Origin of the sequence: Oceanobacillus bengalensis, assembly GCF_003628445.1 — a bacterium.
Taxonomy (GTDB): domain Bacteria; phylum Bacillota; class Bacilli; order Bacillales; family Amphibacillaceae; genus Oceanobacillus; species Oceanobacillus bengalensis.
Window position 1 is genome coordinate 18695 of record NZ_RBZO01000023.1, and the last position, 21405, is coordinate 40099.

The 21405-nt window shown below is 37.1% G+C and carries 22 protein-coding genes; 11 read left to right on the plus strand and 11 right to left on the minus strand.

From position 1 onward, the window contains the following. Positions 1-139: 139 nt before the first annotated feature. From D8M05_RS13920 to D8M05_RS13950, 6 genes are all read left to right on the plus strand, one after another. Positions 140-1870: an ABC transporter ATP-binding protein gene (locus D8M05_RS13920; RefSeq protein ID WP_121132817.1), complete on the plus strand. Its 1731-nt coding sequence runs from the start codon at positions 140-142 to the stop codon at positions 1868-1870. Next, positions 1860-3683: an ABC transporter ATP-binding protein gene (locus D8M05_RS13925; protein WP_121132819.1), complete on the plus strand. Its 1824-nt coding sequence runs from the start codon at positions 1860-1862 to the stop codon at positions 3681-3683. Before D8M05_RS13920 ends, D8M05_RS13925 begins: the two co-directional genes overlap by 11 nt. A 343-nt stretch (positions 3684-4026) precedes the next feature. Then, entirely contained in the window at positions 4027-4755 is a 729-nt protein-coding gene (locus D8M05_RS13935) for an alpha/beta hydrolase (protein WP_121132823.1), read from the plus strand. A 66-nt stretch (positions 4756-4821) separates the two neighbouring features. Next, complete coding sequence (locus tag D8M05_RS13940) at positions 4822-5340, plus strand: YjcG family protein (protein WP_121132825.1); 519 nt, start codon at positions 4822-4824, stop codon at positions 5338-5340. 4 nt (positions 5341-5344) lie between these two features. Next, on the plus strand, positions 5345-5773 hold the full coding sequence (locus D8M05_RS13945) for a GNAT family N-acetyltransferase (protein ID WP_121132827.1): 429 nt from the start codon (positions 5345-5347) through the stop codon (positions 5771-5773). Between the two features lie 223 nt (positions 5774-5996). Beyond that, positions 5997-6707 carry a DUF421 domain-containing protein gene (locus tag D8M05_RS13950; protein ID WP_121132829.1) on the plus strand — a complete coding sequence of 237 codons (711 nt, stop codon included), beginning with the start codon at positions 5997-5999 and terminating at the stop codon, positions 6705-6707. A 13-nt stretch (positions 6708-6720) separates the two neighbouring features. Here the strand turns inward: D8M05_RS13950 and D8M05_RS13955 are convergent, their stop codons facing one another. Both D8M05_RS13955 and D8M05_RS13960 read right to left on the minus strand, forming a co-directional pair. Further along, complete coding sequence (locus tag D8M05_RS13955) at positions 6721-6954, minus strand: hypothetical protein (RefSeq protein ID WP_121132831.1); 234 nt, start codon at positions 6952-6954, stop codon at positions 6721-6723. Positions 6955-7011: 57 nt separating this feature from the next. Continuing rightward, a complete protein-coding gene (locus D8M05_RS13960) occupies positions 7012-7206 on the minus strand; it encodes a hypothetical protein (RefSeq protein WP_121132833.1) in 195 nt (64 codons plus the stop codon). A 175-nt stretch (positions 7207-7381) separates the two neighbouring features. Here D8M05_RS13960 and D8M05_RS13965 point away from each other — a divergent pair, with 175 nt between their 5' ends. After that, positions 7382-7870, plus strand: coding sequence for a CotY/CotZ family spore coat protein (locus D8M05_RS13965; protein WP_121132835.1), 489 nt, complete (start codon positions 7382-7384; stop codon positions 7868-7870). Positions 7871-8010: 140 nt separating this feature from the next. Here D8M05_RS13965 and D8M05_RS13970 read toward each other — a convergent pair whose 3' ends face one another. Together D8M05_RS13970 and mgtE are read right to left on the minus strand one after the other, a co-directional pair. Next, positions 8011-8520, minus strand: a complete 510-nt coding sequence (locus D8M05_RS13970; protein ID WP_121132837.1) for a CotO family spore coat protein — start codon at positions 8518-8520, stop codon at positions 8011-8013. Positions 8521-8692: 172 nt separating this feature from the next. Continuing rightward, positions 8693-10078 (minus strand): magnesium transporter, encoded by a 1386-nt coding sequence (mgtE, locus tag D8M05_RS13975; RefSeq protein ID WP_121132839.1) that lies wholly within the window; start codon positions 10076-10078, stop codon positions 8693-8695. Between the two features lie 200 nt (positions 10079-10278). Between mgtE and prpE the strand changes: the two genes are divergently transcribed. Next, positions 10279-11019, plus strand: a complete 741-nt coding sequence (gene prpE, locus D8M05_RS13980) for a bis(5'-nucleosyl)-tetraphosphatase PrpE (RefSeq protein WP_121132841.1) — start codon at positions 10279-10281, stop codon at positions 11017-11019. Here the strand turns inward: prpE and D8M05_RS13985 are convergent. From D8M05_RS13985 to yjbM, 3 genes are read right to left on the minus strand one after another with little or no spacing between them, the layout of a single operon-like run. Next, positions 11006-11884 (minus strand): RluA family pseudouridine synthase, encoded by an 879-nt coding sequence (locus tag D8M05_RS13985; RefSeq protein ID WP_121132843.1) that lies wholly within the window; start codon positions 11882-11884, stop codon positions 11006-11008. The genes prpE and D8M05_RS13985 overlap by 14 nt on opposite strands. An 18-nt stretch (positions 11885-11902) precedes the next feature. Continuing rightward, positions 11903-12712, minus strand: a complete 810-nt coding sequence (locus D8M05_RS13990; protein WP_121132845.1) for an NAD kinase — start codon at positions 12710-12712, stop codon at positions 11903-11905. A gap of 32 nt (positions 12713-12744) precedes the next feature. Then, the gene (yjbM, locus tag D8M05_RS13995) at positions 12745-13353 is read right to left on the minus strand and encodes a GTP diphosphokinase (RefSeq protein ID WP_121132847.1); all 609 of its coding nucleotides are present in this window, start codon (positions 13351-13353) and stop codon (positions 12745-12747) included. 136 nt (positions 13354-13489) lie between these two features. Between yjbM and D8M05_RS14000 the strand changes: the two genes are divergently transcribed. The 3 genes from D8M05_RS14000 to D8M05_RS14010 all read left to right on the plus strand — a co-directional run bounded on the left by D8M05_RS14000 (position 13490) and on the right by D8M05_RS14010 (position 15454). Then, positions 13490-14062: a CYTH domain-containing protein gene (locus tag D8M05_RS14000; RefSeq protein WP_121132849.1), complete on the plus strand. Its 573-nt coding sequence runs from the start codon at positions 13490-13492 to the stop codon at positions 14060-14062. A 90-nt stretch (positions 14063-14152) separates the two neighbouring features. Beyond that, a complete protein-coding gene (locus tag D8M05_RS14005; protein WP_121132851.1) occupies positions 14153-14539 on the plus strand; it encodes a globin domain-containing protein in 387 nt (128 codons plus the stop codon). Between the two features lie 21 nt (positions 14540-14560). Beyond that, positions 14561-15454 (plus strand): ClpXP adapter SpxH family protein, encoded by an 894-nt coding sequence (locus D8M05_RS14010; protein ID WP_121132852.1) that lies wholly within the window; start codon positions 14561-14563, stop codon positions 15452-15454. Positions 15455-16548: 1094 nt separating this feature from the next. On the opposite strand, the gene pepF is transcribed toward D8M05_RS14010, so the two are convergent. The 4 genes from pepF to spxA all read right to left on the minus strand — a co-directional run bounded on the left by pepF (position 16549) and on the right by spxA (position 21186). Then, positions 16549-18360, minus strand: coding sequence for an oligoendopeptidase F (gene pepF / locus D8M05_RS14020; protein ID WP_121132856.1), 1812 nt, complete (start codon positions 18358-18360; stop codon positions 16549-16551). A 79-nt stretch (positions 18361-18439) separates the two neighbouring features. Further along, positions 18440-19633: a competence protein CoiA gene (locus tag D8M05_RS14025; protein WP_121132858.1), complete on the minus strand. Its 1194-nt coding sequence runs from the start codon at positions 19631-19633 to the stop codon at positions 18440-18442. A gap of 95 nt (positions 19634-19728) precedes the next feature. Then, on the minus strand, positions 19729-20400 hold the full coding sequence (gene mecA, locus D8M05_RS14030; protein WP_121132860.1) for an adaptor protein MecA: 672 nt from the start codon (positions 20398-20400) through the stop codon (positions 19729-19731). 390 nt (positions 20401-20790) lie between these two features. Continuing rightward, on the minus strand, positions 20791-21186 hold the full coding sequence (gene spxA, locus D8M05_RS14035) for a transcriptional regulator SpxA (RefSeq protein ID WP_121132862.1): 396 nt from the start codon (positions 21184-21186) through the stop codon (positions 20791-20793). Positions 21187-21405: the final 219 nt, after the last annotated feature.

The window sequence follows — 21405 nt, forward strand, 5'->3', positions numbered from 1 at the left end:
TCATCCCCCGCAAGCAATACTATTTATGTACACTCGACCCCAACCAAATACTTCGTAACTCGAAATAAAAGGCTGGATAAAATCCACCATAACTATTATAATAGTAGAAAAATTGTTTATTTTGTAATGGAGGGTCATCGTGAGAAATATCTTTTCGTTTATAAAGCCATACAAACTCTCCGCAGTTGTTGCTATTTTATTGATGCTCGCGGAACTTGCGGTCGAATTACTTCTTCCCTTTTTCCTCGGGAAAATGATCAATGAAGGTGTCATGAATCAAGATATGAACAACATTGTGATGTGGGGAAGCATCATGATTGGTCTCGCTCTCTTCGCCTTTATTGCAGGAATCCTGAATTCATTCTTCTCTTCCCATGTGAGTTATGCGTTTGGCTATGATTTGCGCCAGAAGTTATTTGAGAAAATCCAGGAATTCTCATTCAAAAACTTAAATCAGTATCCTACATCTGCACTTGTTACACGCTTTACGAATGATGCAAGACAACTGCAAAACACATTATTTATAGGATTACGGATAATGGCAAAAGCCCCACTTACCGTAGTTGGCGGCGTCATCATGGCATTTGTCGTAAACGCAAGACTAGCGATGATTTTCTTGGTCACAGTCCCGCTACTTATCCTGTTCTTATTTGTTGTTCTGAAATTTGCGAGTAAAATGTTCAAGAAAGTTCAGGGAAATGTCGATGGAGTAAACCGTGTGATGCAGGAAAATCTTGCAGGTATGCGTTTGATTAAAGCATTTACGAGACGAGAGTTTGAGGAAGGTCGCTTCGAAACAGTAAACAGTGACCTTGCTAATTCAACGAAAACTACTTTTCGCTTTGTGGAAGCCTCAACACCTGTCTTATTTTTTGTCATGAATATGAGTTTGATCTTCATTATTTGGTTTGGTAATTCGCAAATTACTGCTGGTTCAACGAATGTTGGGGAAGTTGTAACGATGATCAACTATGCTTTACGTGTATCGATGGCCATTTCGATGTTTTCCTTCATTATTATGGCACTTTCCCGCACGAAGGCATCTGCCGAACGGATTGATGAAGTGTTACGTGTTGATGTAGATTTAATCAATCGGCAACAAGCTAATACCGATTCTACCGTTACGAGTGGAAAAGTCGACTTCAAGAACGTCTCCTTCACGTATCCAGGAACAGATGAAACCATTTTAGAAGATATTTCTTTTACCCTTAAGGATAGAGAGACGTTAGCCATTATCGGGGCAACAGGTGCAGGGAAAACATCCCTTTTCCAGTTAATCCCAAGGTTATACGATACAACAAGCGGTGAGATTTTCATCAATGACAAACCGATTACTTCCTATATATTAGAACAGTTACGCGGAAGCATTGGATATGTGCCGCAAAGTCCACTATTATTTACTGGAACCATCAAAGATAATATTGCTTGGGGTAAAAAAGGTGCAACAGAAGACGAAATTATTCAAGCAGCAAAGGATGCGCAAATTCATGAAACGATTATGGAATTGCCGAATCAATATGATACCCGTGTCGGGCAAAAAGGGGTAAACCTTTCTGGTGGACAAAAACAACGCATTTCCATTGCTCGGGGGCTCGTCAGAAAGCCGAAGATCCTCATGCTTGACGACAGCACAAGTGCACTTGATTTAACAACTGAATCAAGGCTAATACATGCGATTAGGGAATATCACTGCACAATCATTATAATTACACAAAAGGTTTCAACTGCAAGCACAGCAGATAGCATCATCTTATTAGATGAAGGGAAAATTATCGCAAACGGAACACACGATGAACTGCTTTCTACTTCTAATTTGTATCAACAAATCGTGGAATCACAGTTTGGAAAGGAGCATGCACATGTCCATTAAACAACTAAAAGAACCTTTTCAATATAAAAAGATTCCAATTGATGATGTTGGGGTAGATAATAAAAAGCGCGCAAAAAATATGGGTGCGACACTAAAAAGAATTGGCGCTTATTTAGGAAGAGAAAAAGGCAAATTAATCCTTGTTATTCTCATGGTTGCAGCGACATCGGCTTTGAGTTTGCTCGGCCCCTACTTAGTTGGGATGGCAATTGATGATTATATCGTATCCAGAGAACTTGCAGGTTTAGGGTATCTTTTAGTTGGGTTAGTCCTTATTTATCTTTTCCATTCGGTAACGATGTTTCTACAAAACTTCTGGATGATTGGGATTGCCCAAAATACTGTGCAGGATTTGCGAAAAGATTTATTTAAACAATTCCACCGTCTCCCCATTTCCTATTTCGATAAACGGCAGCACGGGGAACTAATGAGTCGATTAACGAATGACATTGATAATGTAAATAACGTGTTAAATACATCGGTTATTCAAGTTTTTTCAAGTATTTTAACCCTTATTGGAACGGTAGCTATTATGCTCATGCTTAGTCCAATACTCACAGTTGTAACGATGAGTATTATTCCAGCAATGTTTCTCGCGGTGCGCTGGATTACAAGACGTACTGGACCATTATATAAATTGCAACAAAAAGACATTGGTGAAGTGAATGGTTATGTAGAGGAAATCCTTTCAGGGCAACATGTTGTGAAAACATATTCCCAGGAAGATCGGGTGATAGCTGAATTTGAACAAAGAAATAGAAGCATGAGGAATACGGGATTCTGGGCACAGGCGATTGCTGGATTTACACCGAAAGTAATGAACACATTGAACTTCTTAAGTTTTGGACTAATTGCTTTTATCGGTGGGGCCCTTGCAATTAATACGAATCTCGTAACCGTTGGGGTGATTGTTATTTTCACCGAATATGCAAGGCAATTTACAAGGCCACTTAATGAGCTTTCAAACCAATTTAACCTATTGCTATCGGCAATTGCTGGTGCCGAACGGGTCTTTAACGTTTTGGATGAGACGAAAGAGGAAATCGATGAAAAGGATGCAATAGAAATTTCATCAACGAAAGGACATGTGAAATTTGATGATGTTTCTTTTGGCTATGATGAATCCCCCATCCTTTCACATATCAGCTTTGAAGCAGTCCCTGGTGAAACAGTGGCATTTGTTGGGCATACTGGCGCAGGGAAAACGACCATCATTAATTTAATTTCACGTTTTTATAATTATGACAGTGGAAAGATTACATTAGACGGCACCGATTTAAAAGATATTAAACGCTCTAGCCTTAGAAAACAAATGGCATTCGTGCTTCAGGATTCTTTCTTATTCCTAGGAACGATTCGTGAAAACATCCGTTACGGAAGATTAGATGCAACCGATGATGAAGTCGTTCAAGCAGCACGCGATGCCAATGCGCATGATTTTATTGTGAAATTCTCAGACGGTTATGACACGATACTAGACCAGGACGGTAGCGGCATCAGTCAGGGGCAGAAGCAATTACTTACGATTGCACGGGCATTACTAGCAGAACCCAAAATCCTTATTTTGGATGAAGCAACAAGTAACATCGACACCATTACCGAATTAAAAATTCAAGATGCTTTAAAACGATTGATGAAAGGCAGAACAAGTTTTGTCATCGCCCATCGATTAAATACTATCCAAGAAGCAGACAAAATTATCATGCTCGAACACGGGAAAATCATTGAAAAAGGCAATCACGACGAACTTATCCAGAAAAAAGGCCATTACTACGGGTTATACAAAGGCCAATTACTAGACACAGCAAATTAATCGTTAGAACATTGCGGCAATACATGGTAGAATGAAAAGTGGAAGCGCCTGGTTAGCAACGTACGGACTGCGCCCACAAACGTGGGTGGTTCGATTAAATTCGAACATTCCTACGTAGGAGATAAAGGAAACACGATTTACGTCAGTACAAAGGATGTTCGACTATGTCGAACTGTTATCGTACGGAGGTGAGGGAAGTCTCGCTGTTGCTGGGCGCTGGAACTAGACACAGAATGAAAAATACGAGGCTGGGACAAAACGATAGTGTATTTCTCTATATACTAACACTGGACTACTTTAGCGTAGGAAATATACTATCTAACATAACTTGGGGTGGATTCACATGGGCAGAAAAGGAACAATGATTGAAAAAGAAATAGAAAGCAAATACTTACAAGAAACAAAAACGGTAAAGATATACCAACCAGAGACCTTCTCACCATTATACAAATACAATATTTGCATTATGCAAGACGGCAATGATTATTTTCAGATGGGCAGGGTCGCAACGTTTAGTGACCGATTACACGACAAAGGCGAAATTTCCAACACCGTTTTCGTTGGCATTCATTACAAAAACAGACAAGATCGCCGCAATAAATATCATCCAACAGGCTCAGAACATGCTTCTTATACGAAATTCATCGTGAATGAGGTGGTTCCACTTCTGGATGAGCTTATTCCAACAACACATTTAGGCCAGTCACGAGCATTAATGGGTGACTCACTTGCAGGAACATTCGCATTAACTACCGCAATTAAGTACCCAAATACATTTGGAAAAGTAATCATGCATTCCCCATTCATTGATGATACCGTCTTACAACTCGTTAGTGAAGCAACAATTGATTTTTCCGGGCTTGATATTTACCACACCATTGGGCAGGCAGAAAATGAGGCAGTACTATCAGATGGTAAGGTTGAGGATTTACTGACACCAAGCAGAGAATTATATAAAATCTTAACAGAAAAAGGTGCAAGCATAACGTATCAAGAAATTGAAAATGGCAATCATACTTGGAAATACTGGCAAAAAGACATGCCTCACACATTAACGACGATGTTTGACTAAATTTTTTGGTATAATGAAATCGATTACGAATCATTAAATGTACGAATAATACGAGGAGGAACTATGATGAAATACGGTATTGCAATTTTCCCATCAAAACCTATCCAAGATGAAGCAAATGCTTACAGAAAACGGTACGATTCCCACTATGCATTGATTCCACCACATATTACCTTGAAAGAATCGTTCGATGCAGATGACGATCATATCAATGATTTGATAGTAGAATTAAAACACATTGCTAATGCCACAAAGCCTTTTTCAATCAATATTAATAAAGTCAGTACATTTGCGCCTGTAACAAATACAATCTATTTTAAAGTGGAACAAACGCCTGAACTTACTGAGCTACAGAAGAAAATGCACGAAGGAAAATTTGAAAATAACATGACACATCCTTTCGTTCCACATATTACGATTGCACAGAATTTACTGGATGATGAGTATTCCGATGTATTTGGTACATTAAACATGAGTACATTTCAATTTGAAGATAAAATTGACCGTTTCCAATTACAATATCAATTAGATAACGGTTCTTGGACGGTATATGAAACATTTGTATTTGGAAAGGAACACATCTAATTATATGAACATTAAAGTTGTCGAAACAAAAGAAGAACGCGAACAAGCCTATCAGGTTCGAATGAAGGTATTTGTTGAAGAACAGAAAGTACCAGAAGAATTGGAGCTCGATGAATTGGAGGATACTGCTATTCATTTCCTAGGATTAGAGGATGAACATCCGGTAGTAGCAAGTCGTCTTCGCTTTGTCGATGAATACGGGAAGCTTGAGCGTATTTGCGTATTAAAAGAATACCGTGGTAAATCATACGGCAAAGATATTATTCAAGCAATGGAGCTGGCAGCGATTCGCAAAGGTTATAAGAAATCGAAATTAAATGCGCAAACCCATGCAGAAGAATTTTATAAAAAACTAGGCTATAAAACCATCTCTAGTGAATTCATGGATGCAGGAATTCCACATGTAACGATGGTAAAAGAGCTGGAATCTTAAAGTACCTCCCTGCGAGGTGCTTTTTTCATTGATATAATGTTGAACATTGGCGAATGAATTGTGAACTTCAGCGAACTATTCGTGAACTTCAGCGAAATGTCGGTGAACTTTGGCGAAATCACAGTGAACTTCAGCGAAAGCCCTCCCCGCTCTAAAATGCATGACTTCCCCCAAAATGGTTAAGCTAATAGCTGAATGCTTACACAAGGGGATAGTATACAAAATGCAAAACTACATAACGATGTTCTTTGAATTATTATTTGGTTTCTTCGCCTTGCTTGCAGTAACAAAAATACTTGGTAAAACGCAAATGTCACAAATTACCCCATTTGATTTTATATCTGCCTTGATTTTAGGTGAGCTTGTCGGAAACGCATTGTTCGATCCGAATGCAGGTATTCTAGAAATTGGTTTTGTTGTATCTGTATGGACAGCCATCATGTATATATCAGAAGCTATCACACAAAAATTTAAAGGATCCCGCGCATTTATTGAAGGTAGTCCGGCAATTGTAATATTTCGTGGAAAATTAATTCGGGATACAATGAAGAAAAATAAATTAGATCTCGACCAACTTCAACATCTCTTGAGAGCTAAAGACGTGTTTTCTTTGAAGGAAGTTGAGTTCGCAATTTTAGAATCAGATGGAACAATGTCCGTTTTGAAAAAGTCAGACTATCAAACTCCATCTCGGAAAGATATGAAGTTAGCACCGCAGGAAGTTATTTTACCGACTACGCTTATTAGTGATGGAGAAATCCTCTACGACAATCTACGGGAGAAAAATCTTACAGAGGATTGGCTCAACAAGCAGCTACACGAGCAAGGGTATAGCAATGTAGAAGATGTTTTCTATGCAGAATACGCTAAAGGAGAAGATTTACTGATCATGCCTTTCATTAATAGAAATCACAAGAAATGGGATGCTGAATAAAGCATCCCATTTCTTATATTTTCTCGTTAATATACTTTCCTTTATTACTTAATGCGTCTATAAAGTCAAAGTTGACAGGGGTAGGATTGCTAGTCAAACGGTCATATTCACCTTTCTGGTCCTCGAGATGCTTCTCAAACACAGCCTTATAAGGTCTTTCTACAGATTCAGCCATTCTTTTACTTTTAATTATTCGATTGCGTTCATCGCTAAATTGATAATGATTAATCGGTAAAATATATCCCATCCTCTTCCCTCCCCTTTCTCCTTTCATTATATCACTTTATTCTGAAAAGTTCATCTATTACTCGAGCTTCTTTTCCAATTCATGGATTACCTTTTCTATTTCAGATATATTCTTTAAAAAATCATTGTTCCATTCTCCAGCATTTTTCTCGAATATTCTTATCTTATTTTCAGGGTATTGTAGCCATTTTTCATTCTTCTCTAGGTGTTTTTCAATCACTTTGACATTTTTAAGTCCAGGAAATTCCTCCATGTTTATCCATTCCCTTCTTTTCTACATTATTAACATATGTTTCTCGGATAGATGGTTGCCGCTACTGAAATGTAGTTATTTTATCTAGAAAAATAAATGAATGCCCACACAATACGTATCGTCCCACATATTCTATTAAGGAAAGTTAACCAATTAACGAAAGGAGTTATTATTCATGGGTTGTGGAAAAAACTTTGACACAGGTAGTTGTGTAGAGGATATTTTAAGAGATATAGTCGAGGCCCAAAATGATATTGTAGAGAACTGCTGTGACACCAGTTGCGAACAATCAATTAGTGACTTGTTAGGTGATACAGATACAAGTAATGGTTTAGATACAGTACCAGTAATTCTATATTGTAAAGGTGATTGCAAACCATTTAAAGGGTTCGGTGCTGAAAGAAAGATTCATAATGGCCACTTCGGTATGACTGATATCGTTGCAAGCTTCATCTTCCGTGTAAAGAAAATAGACGACGACGGCTGTGCTGTACTTGAACTATTAATTGCTGATGGTGAGACTTGTGGACACGATCACTTAAAAGACCCAACTGAGCAATCAACGAAGAAATTAGAAGCAACAGGAATCTGCATGACTGTAGACTTAGATTGCTTCTGCCACGTAACATGCTTACCAGCAATCAGCGTATTCAATAACGACTAATCTAAAGTAAAAGTACCCATATAGAGAAGGATGGACTACACCCACGCAGATCGTGGGTGGTTCGATCTAACGCGAACATTCCTACGTAAGCTTAACATCAATAAAACCATGGAAGGATAACACTTCCATGGTTTTTCTTTTTAAAATCCTAATAAACGCACATTCTCTATCTCATTTAATTGAATTTGAACAACCTTTCTGCCGGTATGCATAAATACAATTTCATCTTTGAAGTCTGAGATAATTCCACGATGTGATCTGCCACTCACTTTTATTTCACACTTTAATGTTGGTGTGGCGGATGAAGACTTAAGAAAATACTCAATTCTCTCTTTTATCGTCATTTCTTTAAATTGTTTCCGTTTTTTTTGTTGACTTTGTTCTTCCTGATCGACATCTCTATTTTTATTAAAGGTAGCTTTCGGTTCATCAATTGCTTCTTCTGGTTTAGAATTCACGAATGTATTTTTTCTTCCTCTAACCTTTGGAACTTCTGTTTTATTGGAATCAGCACTCTTAACAGCCTCAGCTTCTTTTTCTTTCCTTTTCCTCGGAGAAACATAATGTTCTTGCATCGGCGCTTTCGGTATGGTTATTTTTGGTTGCTGAATAAAAAGCATTGGATCCTTCGCAAAACGCTTATTTCCCATAAGATTCTCTCCCTTCTAACATTCTAACCTAGTATATGTAGCCCATTACCTGAATGTGTGCAGACGCCTAAATTTCGCATTAGGCTCTCTCGGACTTTTGAGAGTAGATAACAAAACAAAATGCCCGCGACAAAATGTTATCGCGGACACCAAGAACAAACCAACCTCACCTCTACACCAAATACCCCATAAAAGTGGTTGCTAATCCAAAGTAAATTAATACGGAAATAATATCATTAATCGTGGTAATAAATGGACCTGAGGCAATTGCTGGGTCGATTTTGAAACGATCCATAATGATTGGCACCAATGAACCTGCAATCGTTGCAACGATGAGTGATCCCATAATCGAAGCACCGACTAATAGTCCTAAATAAAGGTCACCCTTCCAGAGGAATATAACGACGGCAATCACAATCCCACAAGTCGTACCAGTAATAATCCCCGTTGCAGCCTCACGTAAAATCAGCTTTGTTTTTCCAATATGTTCATAATCCCCTGTTGCCAACCCTCGTACAGCAACAGCAAGTGCCTGTGTTCCTGAATTCCCCGCCATACCCGCAATAAGCGGTATAAAGATAGCCAGTATCGCCACTTGATCCAATGTTGCTTCAAACTGACCAATAAGACTCGCTGTAAACATTCCCATAAAAAGTAAAATAATGAGCCATGGCAACCGTTTTTTTGCTGCTGAGAAGGCATTGTCATTTGGCCGATCTGTTTCTGTTATACCAGCTAATTTGGAATAATCATCACTTGCTTCTTCTTCCATAACGTCTAAAATATCATCGACCGTAATAATCCCCAAAAGGTGATTTTGAAAGTCGACAACTGGTAATGCAAGAAAGTCATAATTTCGAATCATTTGTGCTACTTCTTCTTGATCCTTCGCTACCGAGACAGCTACAATTTTCTCACTAATAATATCACCAATTAGTGTATCATCGTCTGCAACAATTAAATCCCTGAGTGAGGCTACCCCAACAAGGCGTTTATCATCATCAAGCACGTACAAATAATAAATTGTCTCCGCTTCTGGTGCTTCTTTTTTCAAATGTTGCATCGCCTGGGTGACCGTTTGCGATTTCAATATTGCAACATACTCTGTGGTCATAATACTACCAGCTGTTTTTTCCTCATAGTGTAGCAATTGTTTAATTTCTTCAGCAGCTTCCTTATCCATTATCGTTAGGAAACTAACAACCTGCTCTTTATCCATCTGATTCAATATATCTACCGCATCATCTGCAGGCATTTCTCCCAGAACCATCGAAGCATACCTCGGATCCATCTCCGTAAAATAAGGTTGTATATCCTCTAATTCAATATTAATCATAACCTCAGCTATTTCATCTGGAGATAAAAAAGAATAAATATGCAAACGATTTTCTTCTGATTGCTCAATAAAAAACACCGCTTGATCATGTGGATGTAATTCTAAATATACTGGACGAAATTTATCCACATCACCCTCATTTAAGGTAGCTAAAACCTTATCCCAATGTTCTTTGTATTTTTCCTCGTATTGTTCTTCGTATTTCACATGTGACTCAATCATTTAAATAACTTCCCTTCAGCGGAAAAAACCATACTATTATACTTTTCCCTTTTACCCCTCACCCGAAACAAAGGATAAAAATAATTATTTCGTATACAATGATAAGAAATAAATCGTTTCTTATTTCTTATATAAATTTAATTTCTGAAATATCATAAGGTAAATCTCCAAAGTTTGCAATACCAAAAGGGGTTAAAAATATGAAAATTGACGTTATAGGTGATGTACACGGTTGCTTAGATGAACTGAAAGATTTATTTGAAGCATTAGGTTATACGTTACAAGAGGGTATCTACATTCATCCAGACAGAAGAATTCCCGTTTTTGTAGGAGATATAACGGATAGAGGACCGAATTCATTAGCTGTAATGGAGCTTGTTTATGATATGGTTATTGTACATAAAAAAGCGAAATATGTTCCAGGAAACCACTGTAATAAGCTGTACCGCTTCTTTCTTGGTAACAAGGTTCAGCAAACACACGGACTAGAAACAACGGTAGCTGAGTATGAAGCATTGCCTACAAGGAAACAAAAATTTATCCAGAAAAAATTTATTACATTGTACGAACAAGCACCTTTGTATATAGAAATACCAGAAGCAAACGCCATTGTTGCACATGCAGGGATTCGTGAGGACCTAATTGGAAGAAATGACAAAAAAGTAAAGACATTTGTTCTGTATGGGGACATTTCAGGTGAATTCCATCCAGACGGCAGACCTGTTCGACGTGACTGGGCAAAGCATTATCAAGGAGACAGGTGGATTGTTTACGGCCATACACCAGTAAGGGAACCAAGAATCAAAAATAAAACAATCAACATAGATACAGGATGTGTGTTTGGAAATAGATTAACAGCCTTCCGTTTACCTGAAGAAGAAACAATGGCTGTTCCATCAAAACAGCCATTAGTAGAAGAAAAATTTACTACATTTGATTAAGTAATTCCTTCATGTCCCAAGGAAGCTTAGATTCAAGCTTGATTTCTTCCTTTGTAAATGGATGTTCGAAAGATAGCTGGAAGCAGTGAAGTGCATGCCTGGTGATTCCCTCTCGCGCTCCCCCATATAAATCATCACCAGCTAAAGGATGATTTATATGGGAAAAGTGAACACGTATTTGATGGGTTCTTCCTGTCTCCAATTCAACCTCTACATACGTATGATGTTCGCAATTCTTTCTAACCTTATAATGGGTGATAGCCCTTTTTCCTGTTTCAGCAACTGTCCGTTCAATGATCGAGCCTTCCTTCCTGTCAATCGGTGCATCAAGGGTTCCACTTTCAGATTCCATTACACCTTCTACAATCGCTTTATACCTTCGCTTCACTCTTCCTTCCTTCTGTGCTGTTGCGAGCAGTGAATGACTATACCGATGTTTTGCAATCAGTAGAAGACCTGAAGTATCCCTATCAAGCCTGGTCACAACATGGACAGTGTAAGGAATATTATTCTTTTCATAATAAGAAAGGATTCCATTTGCCACTGTTCCCGATGGATGGTTTAACGAAGGAATCGTTGCCATACCAGCAGGCTTATCCACTACGATAACAGCATCATCCTCATAAACAATAGAAAGGCAAGTATCATCACCGTTCATATATGCGGCAATTTCTTCCTTAGGAAAAACGATCTCCAGCACATCCCCCTCCTCAAGTGGATAACGAACTGTTTGAGGAGAATCATTCACATGTATCTTTCCACTTTCTTTAACCGCTATTAATATTCTTCTTGAAAAACGATGCACTTCCCTTAAATAATCCCGAATAATCATTCCATGATGTTGGTTAGTAATGATGACTTTCATTTTTTTCTCATGCCCCTACTAAAGATTACCTTGCTCTTCTGCAACAAAGGAATCCCTTACTCTATCCCAGAACGGGAACTGGCGGAATCTCGCAAAACGGATTCTTTCTTTTGCAACACGGCATTGTATCGATTTCACATTATTATACGTTCGGGTAAAGTGATCAATGGCGATTAAGAAACTCTTATCCTTGATTGGCTCCAATAAACATGTGTGATGTTTTGGTAAAATGAGCGGTGAACCAATTGTTCGGAAAACCCGATTATTGATGGAAGCCATTTCAGCTAACTGAATTGCTTCAAGAGATGGATGAATAATTGCTCCACCTAACGCCTTATTGTAGGCTGTACTTCCGGACGGTGTTGAAATACATATCCCATCTCCGCGGAATGTTTCAAAATGCTCTCCCTTAATTTTCACATCAAAAACAACGGACCCTTCTGCTGTCTTAATCATTGCCTCATTTAACGCAAGCACTCGGTCCTCTTTTTCTCCCGTTTTCGAACGAATAAGCACTTCCAGCAATGGATATTCAACAACCTGAAATGGTGTCTTCGCGATTTCTATGATTAACTTTTCCAATTCATCTGGTGTGTAGTCCGTATAAAAGCCTAAATGCCCTGTATGTACACCAATAAATGCTGTCTTACTTAATCGGTGTACATAACGGTGAAAAGCCTCTAGAAAGGTTCCATCCCCACCTACAGAAATGACTAAATCTGGTTCTTCTCTGTCATATTCAAGATCAAATCCTATCAAATACTGTTTCATTGTCGCTTTAATCTTATTTGATCGCTTATCCCCTTTGGATACGATTTTAAACTTCATCATGTCCTCCTCATATGCCACTAAGTTATTTTTTATTTCCGGTTAAACATACGCTGTGCTTCTTGAATCTCATGTTTAATCATAGACATTTCTTCATCCAATTTAAAAGCTGCCTCCGCAGCCCGTTGCAATCTTTGCTTCACGTCTACTGGTATTCTGCCCTTATATTTATAATTCAGTGAATGTTCATTTGTCGCCCAGAAGTTCATTGCGAGTGTTCTTATTTGTATCTCAGCTAAAACCATCTTTCTCCCCCTGATCATCTCTACAGGATACTCAATGATCATGTGATAGGAACGGTAGCCACTTTCTTTTTTTCGATTTATGTAATCTTTCTCTTCCAATATTTTGAAATCATCGCGATTGCGCAGCATATTTACAATCGTATAAATATCATCAACGAATTGGCAAACGACACGAACACCCGCAATATCATACATTTCTTTTTCAATATGATTTAAAGATATATTTCTATTCTTTGCTTTTTCTAAAATACTTTGAACAGGTTTCACTCTCCCAGTTACAAATTCGATTGGAGAATGGCTGGACTCATGTTCAAATTGTGAACGTGTCCCTCTTAATTTCACTTTTAATTCCTCAACAACCTGTTTATAAGGAGCAAGTAAAGTTTCCCAGTTCATGTCACATCCACCCCTATGTATACTAAAATTATAGCCCATATTATTTTACCATACCAGTAACGAATTAGAATAATTGCACCATGATAAATATTCATCCATAATCAGTAGTAACTACCCCAAACAAAGGAGTAAGAAAATGACACAAGAAATAGAAATTGAATTTAAAAATTTACTTACTAAAAACGAATTTGATCATTTATTGGATAAATTGCCATTTCCTGAATATAGTGTTAAACAAACCAATTATTATTTTGAGACAACTGATTTCCAATTAAAGGATCAAGGTTGTGCACTAAGAATCCGTGAAAAAAATGGAAAATACAGGCTAACATTAAAGGAACCACAAGGAGATGGTCTACTAGAAACCCATGATTTCTTAACGGAAGCGGAAGCAAGAGCGTGGATAGCTGGCCATATTGCTCCCAAAGAACATACAACCAAACAACTGGAAGCACGAAACATTTCAGTTGTTAATTTATATTATTATGGGAGCCTCATAACTGAAAGGCGTGAGGTTGAATATAAAGATGTACTCTTAGTTCTTGACCATAGTACCTATAATGGTAAAAACGATTATGAATTTGAACTAGAGGCTAAAACGAAAGCGGATGGCCTAAAAACATTCCAATCGTTGATGAACGAACATAACATAACGATAAAGAAAACACCAAATAAAATTGAAAGATTCTTCCTATCATTATCAAAATAGGAAATTATAACGATACTAAAAATCAGATTTGTTGCCCTTTCCTACTGTTCACGCTAAAATATATACAAACTTAATTTAGGAGAACAAACAATGGATGAAATAAAACATAGAAGCATTTACGAAGCAATTGGTGGCTTCGATACAATAGGCACTCTTGTTCAAGCTTTTTATAAACGAGTAGGAAAGCATCCAGACCTTATCCCTATTTTTCCAGATGATTTAACAGAGACAGCTAGAAAGCAACATTTATTTCTAACCCAATTCTTCGGCGGTCCCAGACTTTATGAAGAGGAACGCGGTCATCCAATGATGAGACGAAGACATCTACCTTTTCCTATCACTCCTACAAGAAGGGATGCTTGGCTTAGTTGTATGAAAGAAGCACTAGAAGAAGCAGAAATCAAAGAGCCATACCGGGAAGTAATATTTGAGAAGTTGACCTTAACAGCAAATCACATGATGAATACACCGGAATAATAAAGGAAAGGAGAATTCGATGTGAGTTGGAATCAAGTTGGGCTGAGAGATGAAAATAGAACAAACACATCGGAAAAGGACGTTTATCTTGAATTTGGACCAAAACCGATAGAAATGTATGTTTTTATTGATCCATTATGCCCAGAATGTTGGTCCCTTGAGCCATTATTAAAAAAGTTATCCATTGAATATGGTCGATTTTTCACCGTACGTGCAATAGTAGGTAATTTAAATAAATCATTCGAAGTACACAACACCAGCAATCCGCAGAAATTAAAGGAGGATTGGGATCGCGTTGCAAAACGAACGGGAATGAGTTGTGATGGAGACCTTTGGCTGGAAAAACCTATTACTTGCCCTTGGAAGATCTCTCTAGCTGTAAAAGCGGCGGAAATTCAAGGAAACAGGGCTGGCAAAACCTTTTTGCGGAAATTACAAGAAAAGCTTTTCATTAATAAACTAGATATTTCAAATGAAGATGTTCTGATGCGTGCTGCAGATGAGGCTAATTTAGATACAGAGGAATTCGCTGAAGATTTACTGTCTTCTACTGCAAGAAAAGCATTCCAATGTGATATTCAATTAACACGAGAAATGGAAATCAGCCATACCCCTACTATCGTCTTTTTCAACCAAGCTACAGATGAACAAGGAATAAAAATTGCTGGGCTTTACCCATATGAAGTATACGAGCGCATCTTGCAAGAAATTTTACAGATGAACCCAATCCCATCGGAAAAGCCACCATTGGAAACCTTTCTACAGATGTACAATGTGGTGGCAAGCCAGGAGATTTCGACTGTTTACGATTGGACTCCAACGAAAACCGAGAAAGAAATGAAAAAGCTTCAATTCAAACAGAAAGCCCAGAGAATCCCTGTTAAATACGGCACATTTTGGAAATATAATTATTAAATCAAAAGCGCTGGAGTTAAACTTAAATTACAAAACAAAAAAGGATATACGGGGCAGCGTATATCCTTTTTATGTTCTCTGTGTTATACAAAGGGGAATGGGAGAAAGTTTCATGATCAAACAAAAGGGGTATTTGTTTGTAATTAACTTACAAATATAGCTTAACAACTATATACCAAAATTTCAAGGTCTATGCTCGTTTATTCACAAAGTGTTCAATTCTATTTCCTTCTCTTGATACATATACTAAATACCGAACTTGAAAATACAGCAACAACATCAAATGTATCTTGAGCCAATCCTACATAGACAGGAGCAAGCTTAGAAAAAGGAGTGAGCTGTGTTGCAACAAATCTACCCGATATTATTTCTAATCTTATTAATATCAGCTTTTTTTCTAAACATTCTTGGTTTGATGCAATTAATTCCCCTGTTCTTTACGTTACCATTATTATTTATCTCCATCTACTTAACAATCTATTCCTTCAGAAATCCCAAAAACTATCGAAGAAGAATGCGGTGATGTAAAAACACAAAAAATAAAAGGATATACAGGGCAGTGTATATCCTTTTTCCGTTCTTTGTATAAATACAAAGGGGGATGGGAGAAAGTTTCAAAATCAAACAAAAGGGGATTTGTTTGTGATTAACTTATATACTTATATTATCAGGTCATTGTTTAAATAACAAGTAATATGATCATACTTTCACAAAATGTTCAAATAAGGTTCCTGTTACTAGTTCGTTCGAATCTAAGACAATGCTATTGGCTGAAGCCTTGCCTTAAGGTCCGTGTACCACCTGCTGCAGAATCGGGCGTGCACTCACTTCACCGTTTTAGCAAAATCTATACGAAAAACTTCACAAAAATAAAGAGGATATACGGGGCAGCGTATATCCTCAATTCCGTTCTTTGTATAAATACAAAGGGGGATGGGAGAAAGTTTTATGATCAAACAAAAGGGGTATTTGTTTGTAATTAACTTACAAATTAATAATAACAGGTCTATTAATAAATGACAATAACAATGTTCATGTTTTCACAAAATGTTCAAATTTAAAAGGGGTGTAGCTAAGACACCCCTTCACAAGAATTAACCTAATAATAGTTTTTCCATTTCATTGAGTTTTTCTTCAAATACATCAAGTGCTGCCAAGATTGGCTCTTTCGAAGTCATGTCTACTCCAGCTTTTTTCAATACTTCAATTGGATAATCACTACTACCGGCCTTCAAGAAATCTAAATAGCGCTTCGTAGCACTTTCACCTTCTGTTAATATCTGGTTCGCTAATGAAGTTGCAGCTGAGTATCCTGTAGCATATTGATAAACATAATAATTATAATAAAAATGTGGGATTCTCGCCCATTCTAATCCAATTTCCTCATCGGATACGACCGCTTCCCCATAATACTTCTTATTCAAATCATAATAGATTTCTGTTAATTTATCGGCTGTCAATGCTTCACCGTTCTGTGCTCTTACATGGATATCATGCTCAAATTCTGCAAACATTGTTTGGCGGAATACGGTACCACGGAATCCTTCTAGAAAATGATTTAAGATGTACAGCTTTTCTTTTTCATCCTCAAGATTATTTAATAAGTAATCATTTAGTAATGCTTCATTACAGGTTGATGCAACTTCTGCAACGAAGATGGAATAATTACCATAGCGGAACGGTTGATTTTTCCTCGTATAATAACTATGAACAGAATGTCCAAACTCATGTGCCAATGTAAACGTGTTATTGACATTATCCTGCCAATTCATCAAAATATACGGATTTGTACCATAAGCACCAGAAGAATATGCGCCACTACGTTTTCCTTTATTTTCTTCCACGTCTATCCAACGATTGTCAAATCCTTCTTTCACGATGTTCGTATATTCCTCACCAAGTGGTGTGAGTCCTTTCAGAACATAGTCTTGCGCCTCTTCATACGTTACTTTCATTTCGACATCTTTTACAAGTGGCGTATATAAATCATACATGTGTAATTCATCTAATTTCAAAACTTTCTTACGTAATTCAGTATATCGATGAAGGAGTGGTAACTTTTCATTTACTGCTTCAACTAAATTATCATACACTGCTTCTGGGATATTATTATTATCCAATGCTGCTTGTCTAGCTGATTCGTAATTACGAACCTTAGCAGAGAAATTGTGTGTCTTTACGTTACCACCTAATGTGGATGCAAATGTGTTCTTAAACTTACCATACGTATCATGCATTGCTTTAAACGCTTCTTCTCTTACACGGCGATCCTTCGATTCCAAGAACCTACTATATCTACCATGTGTTAGATCCACCTCTTCCCCATTCTCATCTGTAACTGCAGGAAAAGTTAAATCTGCATTGTTTAGCATACCAAACGTTTGCGATGCCGTTGATAAGGCTTCTGATGCTTCTGCAAGTAATACTTCCTCTTTCTCACTTAGAACATGTGGACGCTGACGTGTGATTTCATCCAATGTCTTCTTATATAATTCTAATTCTTCTTTTTCTTCTACAAACGCTTCAATTTTCCCTTCATCCATTGCAAGAATTTCTGGAACGACAAAACTCATTGTACTTCCTGCCTGTGTTAACACATTTTCAGCTTGTGCATTCATTGCTTGGTAGGAAGAATTCGTTGTATCTTGATCATAGCGCATATGCGCATATGTATAGAGCTTACCTAAACGTTCAGAAATCTTGTCTTGTAATGTCAATAATTCAAATAATGTATCAGCTGATTCAGATAACTTCCCCTGATATTCGGAAATCGCTGGTATCTCTTCCTGAAGTTTTTTAAATTCAGCATTCCAAACCTCATCGGTTTCAAAGATATCTTCAAGTCTCCATGTTTTTTCTTCAGGAATCTCGGTACGCTTTGGTAATTCTTTTGTTTGATTTGCCATTAATATACTCCTCCTTAGGTTCTTTCTTTATAATTCTATATTTCTTATGAAAATCCTCCTTTACTAGTATAACGTAAGTTCAAAAAATCATGCTCCCATTTTGTCCCCGCTGCACTCCTAACTGTTTTAGCAGTTGTTTATCACCATGCACAGCATCTTCCACATGTTTGTAATGCATCATTTGGATTTGTTTTTTATAAATGGATGGTGCTACTTGTTTAATTAGTTGTAGACTTTCTAAAATGGATAAATACGATAGAATTGGGTTATCATTCGATTGCATAAGTGGAAAAAGCGAAGAAGGCTGTAATTGCCTTTTCAGTAGCTGTTCACAAGCTTTACTAGAGAAAGTGTTACCTACCTGGACTTTTTCGATAACATCAAGGTAAATTCTGCTTTGCCAGTTCCACGGGGAAAGTTGAATTCTATATTGTGAAGTAGTAGGCAAATAGATGACGGACGGCAGATAAGCACTGTTTGTTCCTCTGTGATAAAGCCATCTTCGCCATGCCAGTTCAGTTCCTCGAGCATTTCCGCTTGGCATCGTTCGAAATCTTTTCTTTTCTTTTTCCCATAAGTTAAATAATTCCTGCCGCGCAAAACGAATCATTGTGAATAAATGAGGAAGGGTTGCCTCTTTCATATTCAATACTCGAATCTTGCCGACTGCACTACTACGGCCAGTAAATACGATATCTTGAACGATGATGAATGTTAATGTATGAGGACAAAAGTAAAAGATCTGCGTTGGATGTTTCACGGAGAATTGATGGATAAATTGAAGTGTAAATGCATCGATGTTAATGTGGGTTGATGTTTTCCTAGAGAAACGCTTTTCTCCAAGAATCCAAAGGGGGATAATACCAGCTGACAGATATCCTTGATTGCGATTTCTTATTTCTTCAATGGGGATTCTTGCACATTGGTATTCAATTGCAATTTTCTTTTTGTTTATTGTTAGTAAAATGTCTGGTCGCTGATGAATTGTTGGTAGATATGCTTCCAATGCGACATCTAAATGCTGGCTATTCAACCAATTGTAAATCAAAAGCTTCCCTTGTTCATGGTAGATTCCTTCTCCACCTGCTTGTAACAAACACCCCCTGTCTGCATAATGTGAAAAGTGTGGAATCATCCTTGAACCGACTTTCATCATCACTGGTTTATGACATGAAGGGCAGTAAAAAGCGGTGTTACGTAATGCTTCTATTTTATTCCGTGGCAAATTAGCTAAAGTAATCAATTTTCCGTTACTCATTTTTGCTTGTAACACTAGGGTAGCCACCTCCTTGCTTCCTATATTCGACAAAGAAGTGCATTTTCCTCCAAAAAGATAAAAAAATAGACACTCTTTTTTATCAGAGTGCCTTAGGCTTGTGCTGGAAAATAGGCTTTCACTTGTGAAAAAGCATCGTATTCAAAGATTTTCTTCCCGTACTCTTCAAGAACGTGAATGGTCATATCAGAATCATTGGAGAATTCTAATACCTGACTAATTAAATCTTCTTGAAGATGATCATCTAATAAATCAGCCGAAAATTCCATGTAAAGATAGTACTTACTCTTATAATAGTAAAGCGTTACTTCCACACTATCCGTATCATCTTGGAAATAATGACTTAACTGGATAACATCTTCAAAGTCGTCAAAGTCAACGATAAGCCACATCGCTCCATCCATATCTTCATCAACAGAATGTGTTACGTGCTTCCCGAATTTATCTTCTAATAAATTCTCAATCTTTTCATCATATGGAATGTCAGCCATTCCATCCTGGGTTTTAAGATCACCATTTTTCGTGATTTTCGCTTTTGTGACAATTACTTCTAGCCCTTTTTCTAATGCTTGAACTTGTATCCATAAAGGTCCATCAACATTAAAATCTTCTTTATAATTTACTTCATCCATCATTTGCCAGAATAGCTGTTCACTTCGTTCCCTGTCATACCATATTTCTTCACGTTCAAATCCTAAATTCTCAATATCTAGGTACGAAATGTAGAATTTCACGGTATTCTCATTAATTCTTTCTATATCCATTTTTCTTTCTCTCCCTTCTTGTAGAAAATGTTTACCTTCTTGTTAAGACCCTGAAAGTATAAACAGTTAGGTGGAAGAGAGTCCTTCACCATTATCTATATATATTGACATAATGTGTGCCTATACCATAATAGCATTTACTAACTATTCACCTTTTCTTATTACTTATTGTATGATAGTGTACTGCATCTTGGAAATTAATATGCCTATATAAGCCAACTATTTATTGCAGTTTCATATGAATAGTTAATTCAACATTCTAAACCATTATCATCAATTTGTCATCACATGTGCGTTCACTAAGAAAAGCGCACATTCTTATCGTATTAGAAAAAAAACGCAGAATATGACTATTCTGCGCTTTTATTTTTATATAGGCAACAATGATGGTTAGTTTACCATCCTTTGCGCTTCTTTTAATTGGAAGGTCCGGACAGTTCTAGGTAAGAATCTCCTAATTTCATCCTCATTATATCCCACTTGTAGACGTTTTTCGTCAAGTATAATCGGTCTTCTTAAAAGCCCCGGATTTTTTTGAATCAATGTAAATAATTGTTTCATTGGTAATTGTTCGATATTAAGATCTAGACTTTGGAAAACTTTAGAACGTGTTGAAATAATCTCATCCGTTCCATCTTCAGTCATGCGCAATATTTCTTTGATTTCATCAAGTGTTAAGGCTTCAGAAAAGATATTGCGTTCTTTATATGCTATGTTATGTTCTTCTAACCATGCTTTTGCTTTTCTGCAAGATGTACAACTTGGTGAGGTATAAAGCGTTACCATGTACCTTCACTCCTCATTCTATAAGTATAAATTTCTAATAAACATAGGATAACTTATTTCATTCTTAAATTAAAATAAGTGTAAATAACCTTTATGTACAGTATACTACAATTGTCAAGTAAAAGGTAGAGGTTATTCAAGAAATATTAGGTATTTTATCCAACGTTCACATAAACTTTTCATTTACTATGTAACATACCCTAATCCGTTATCAATTAA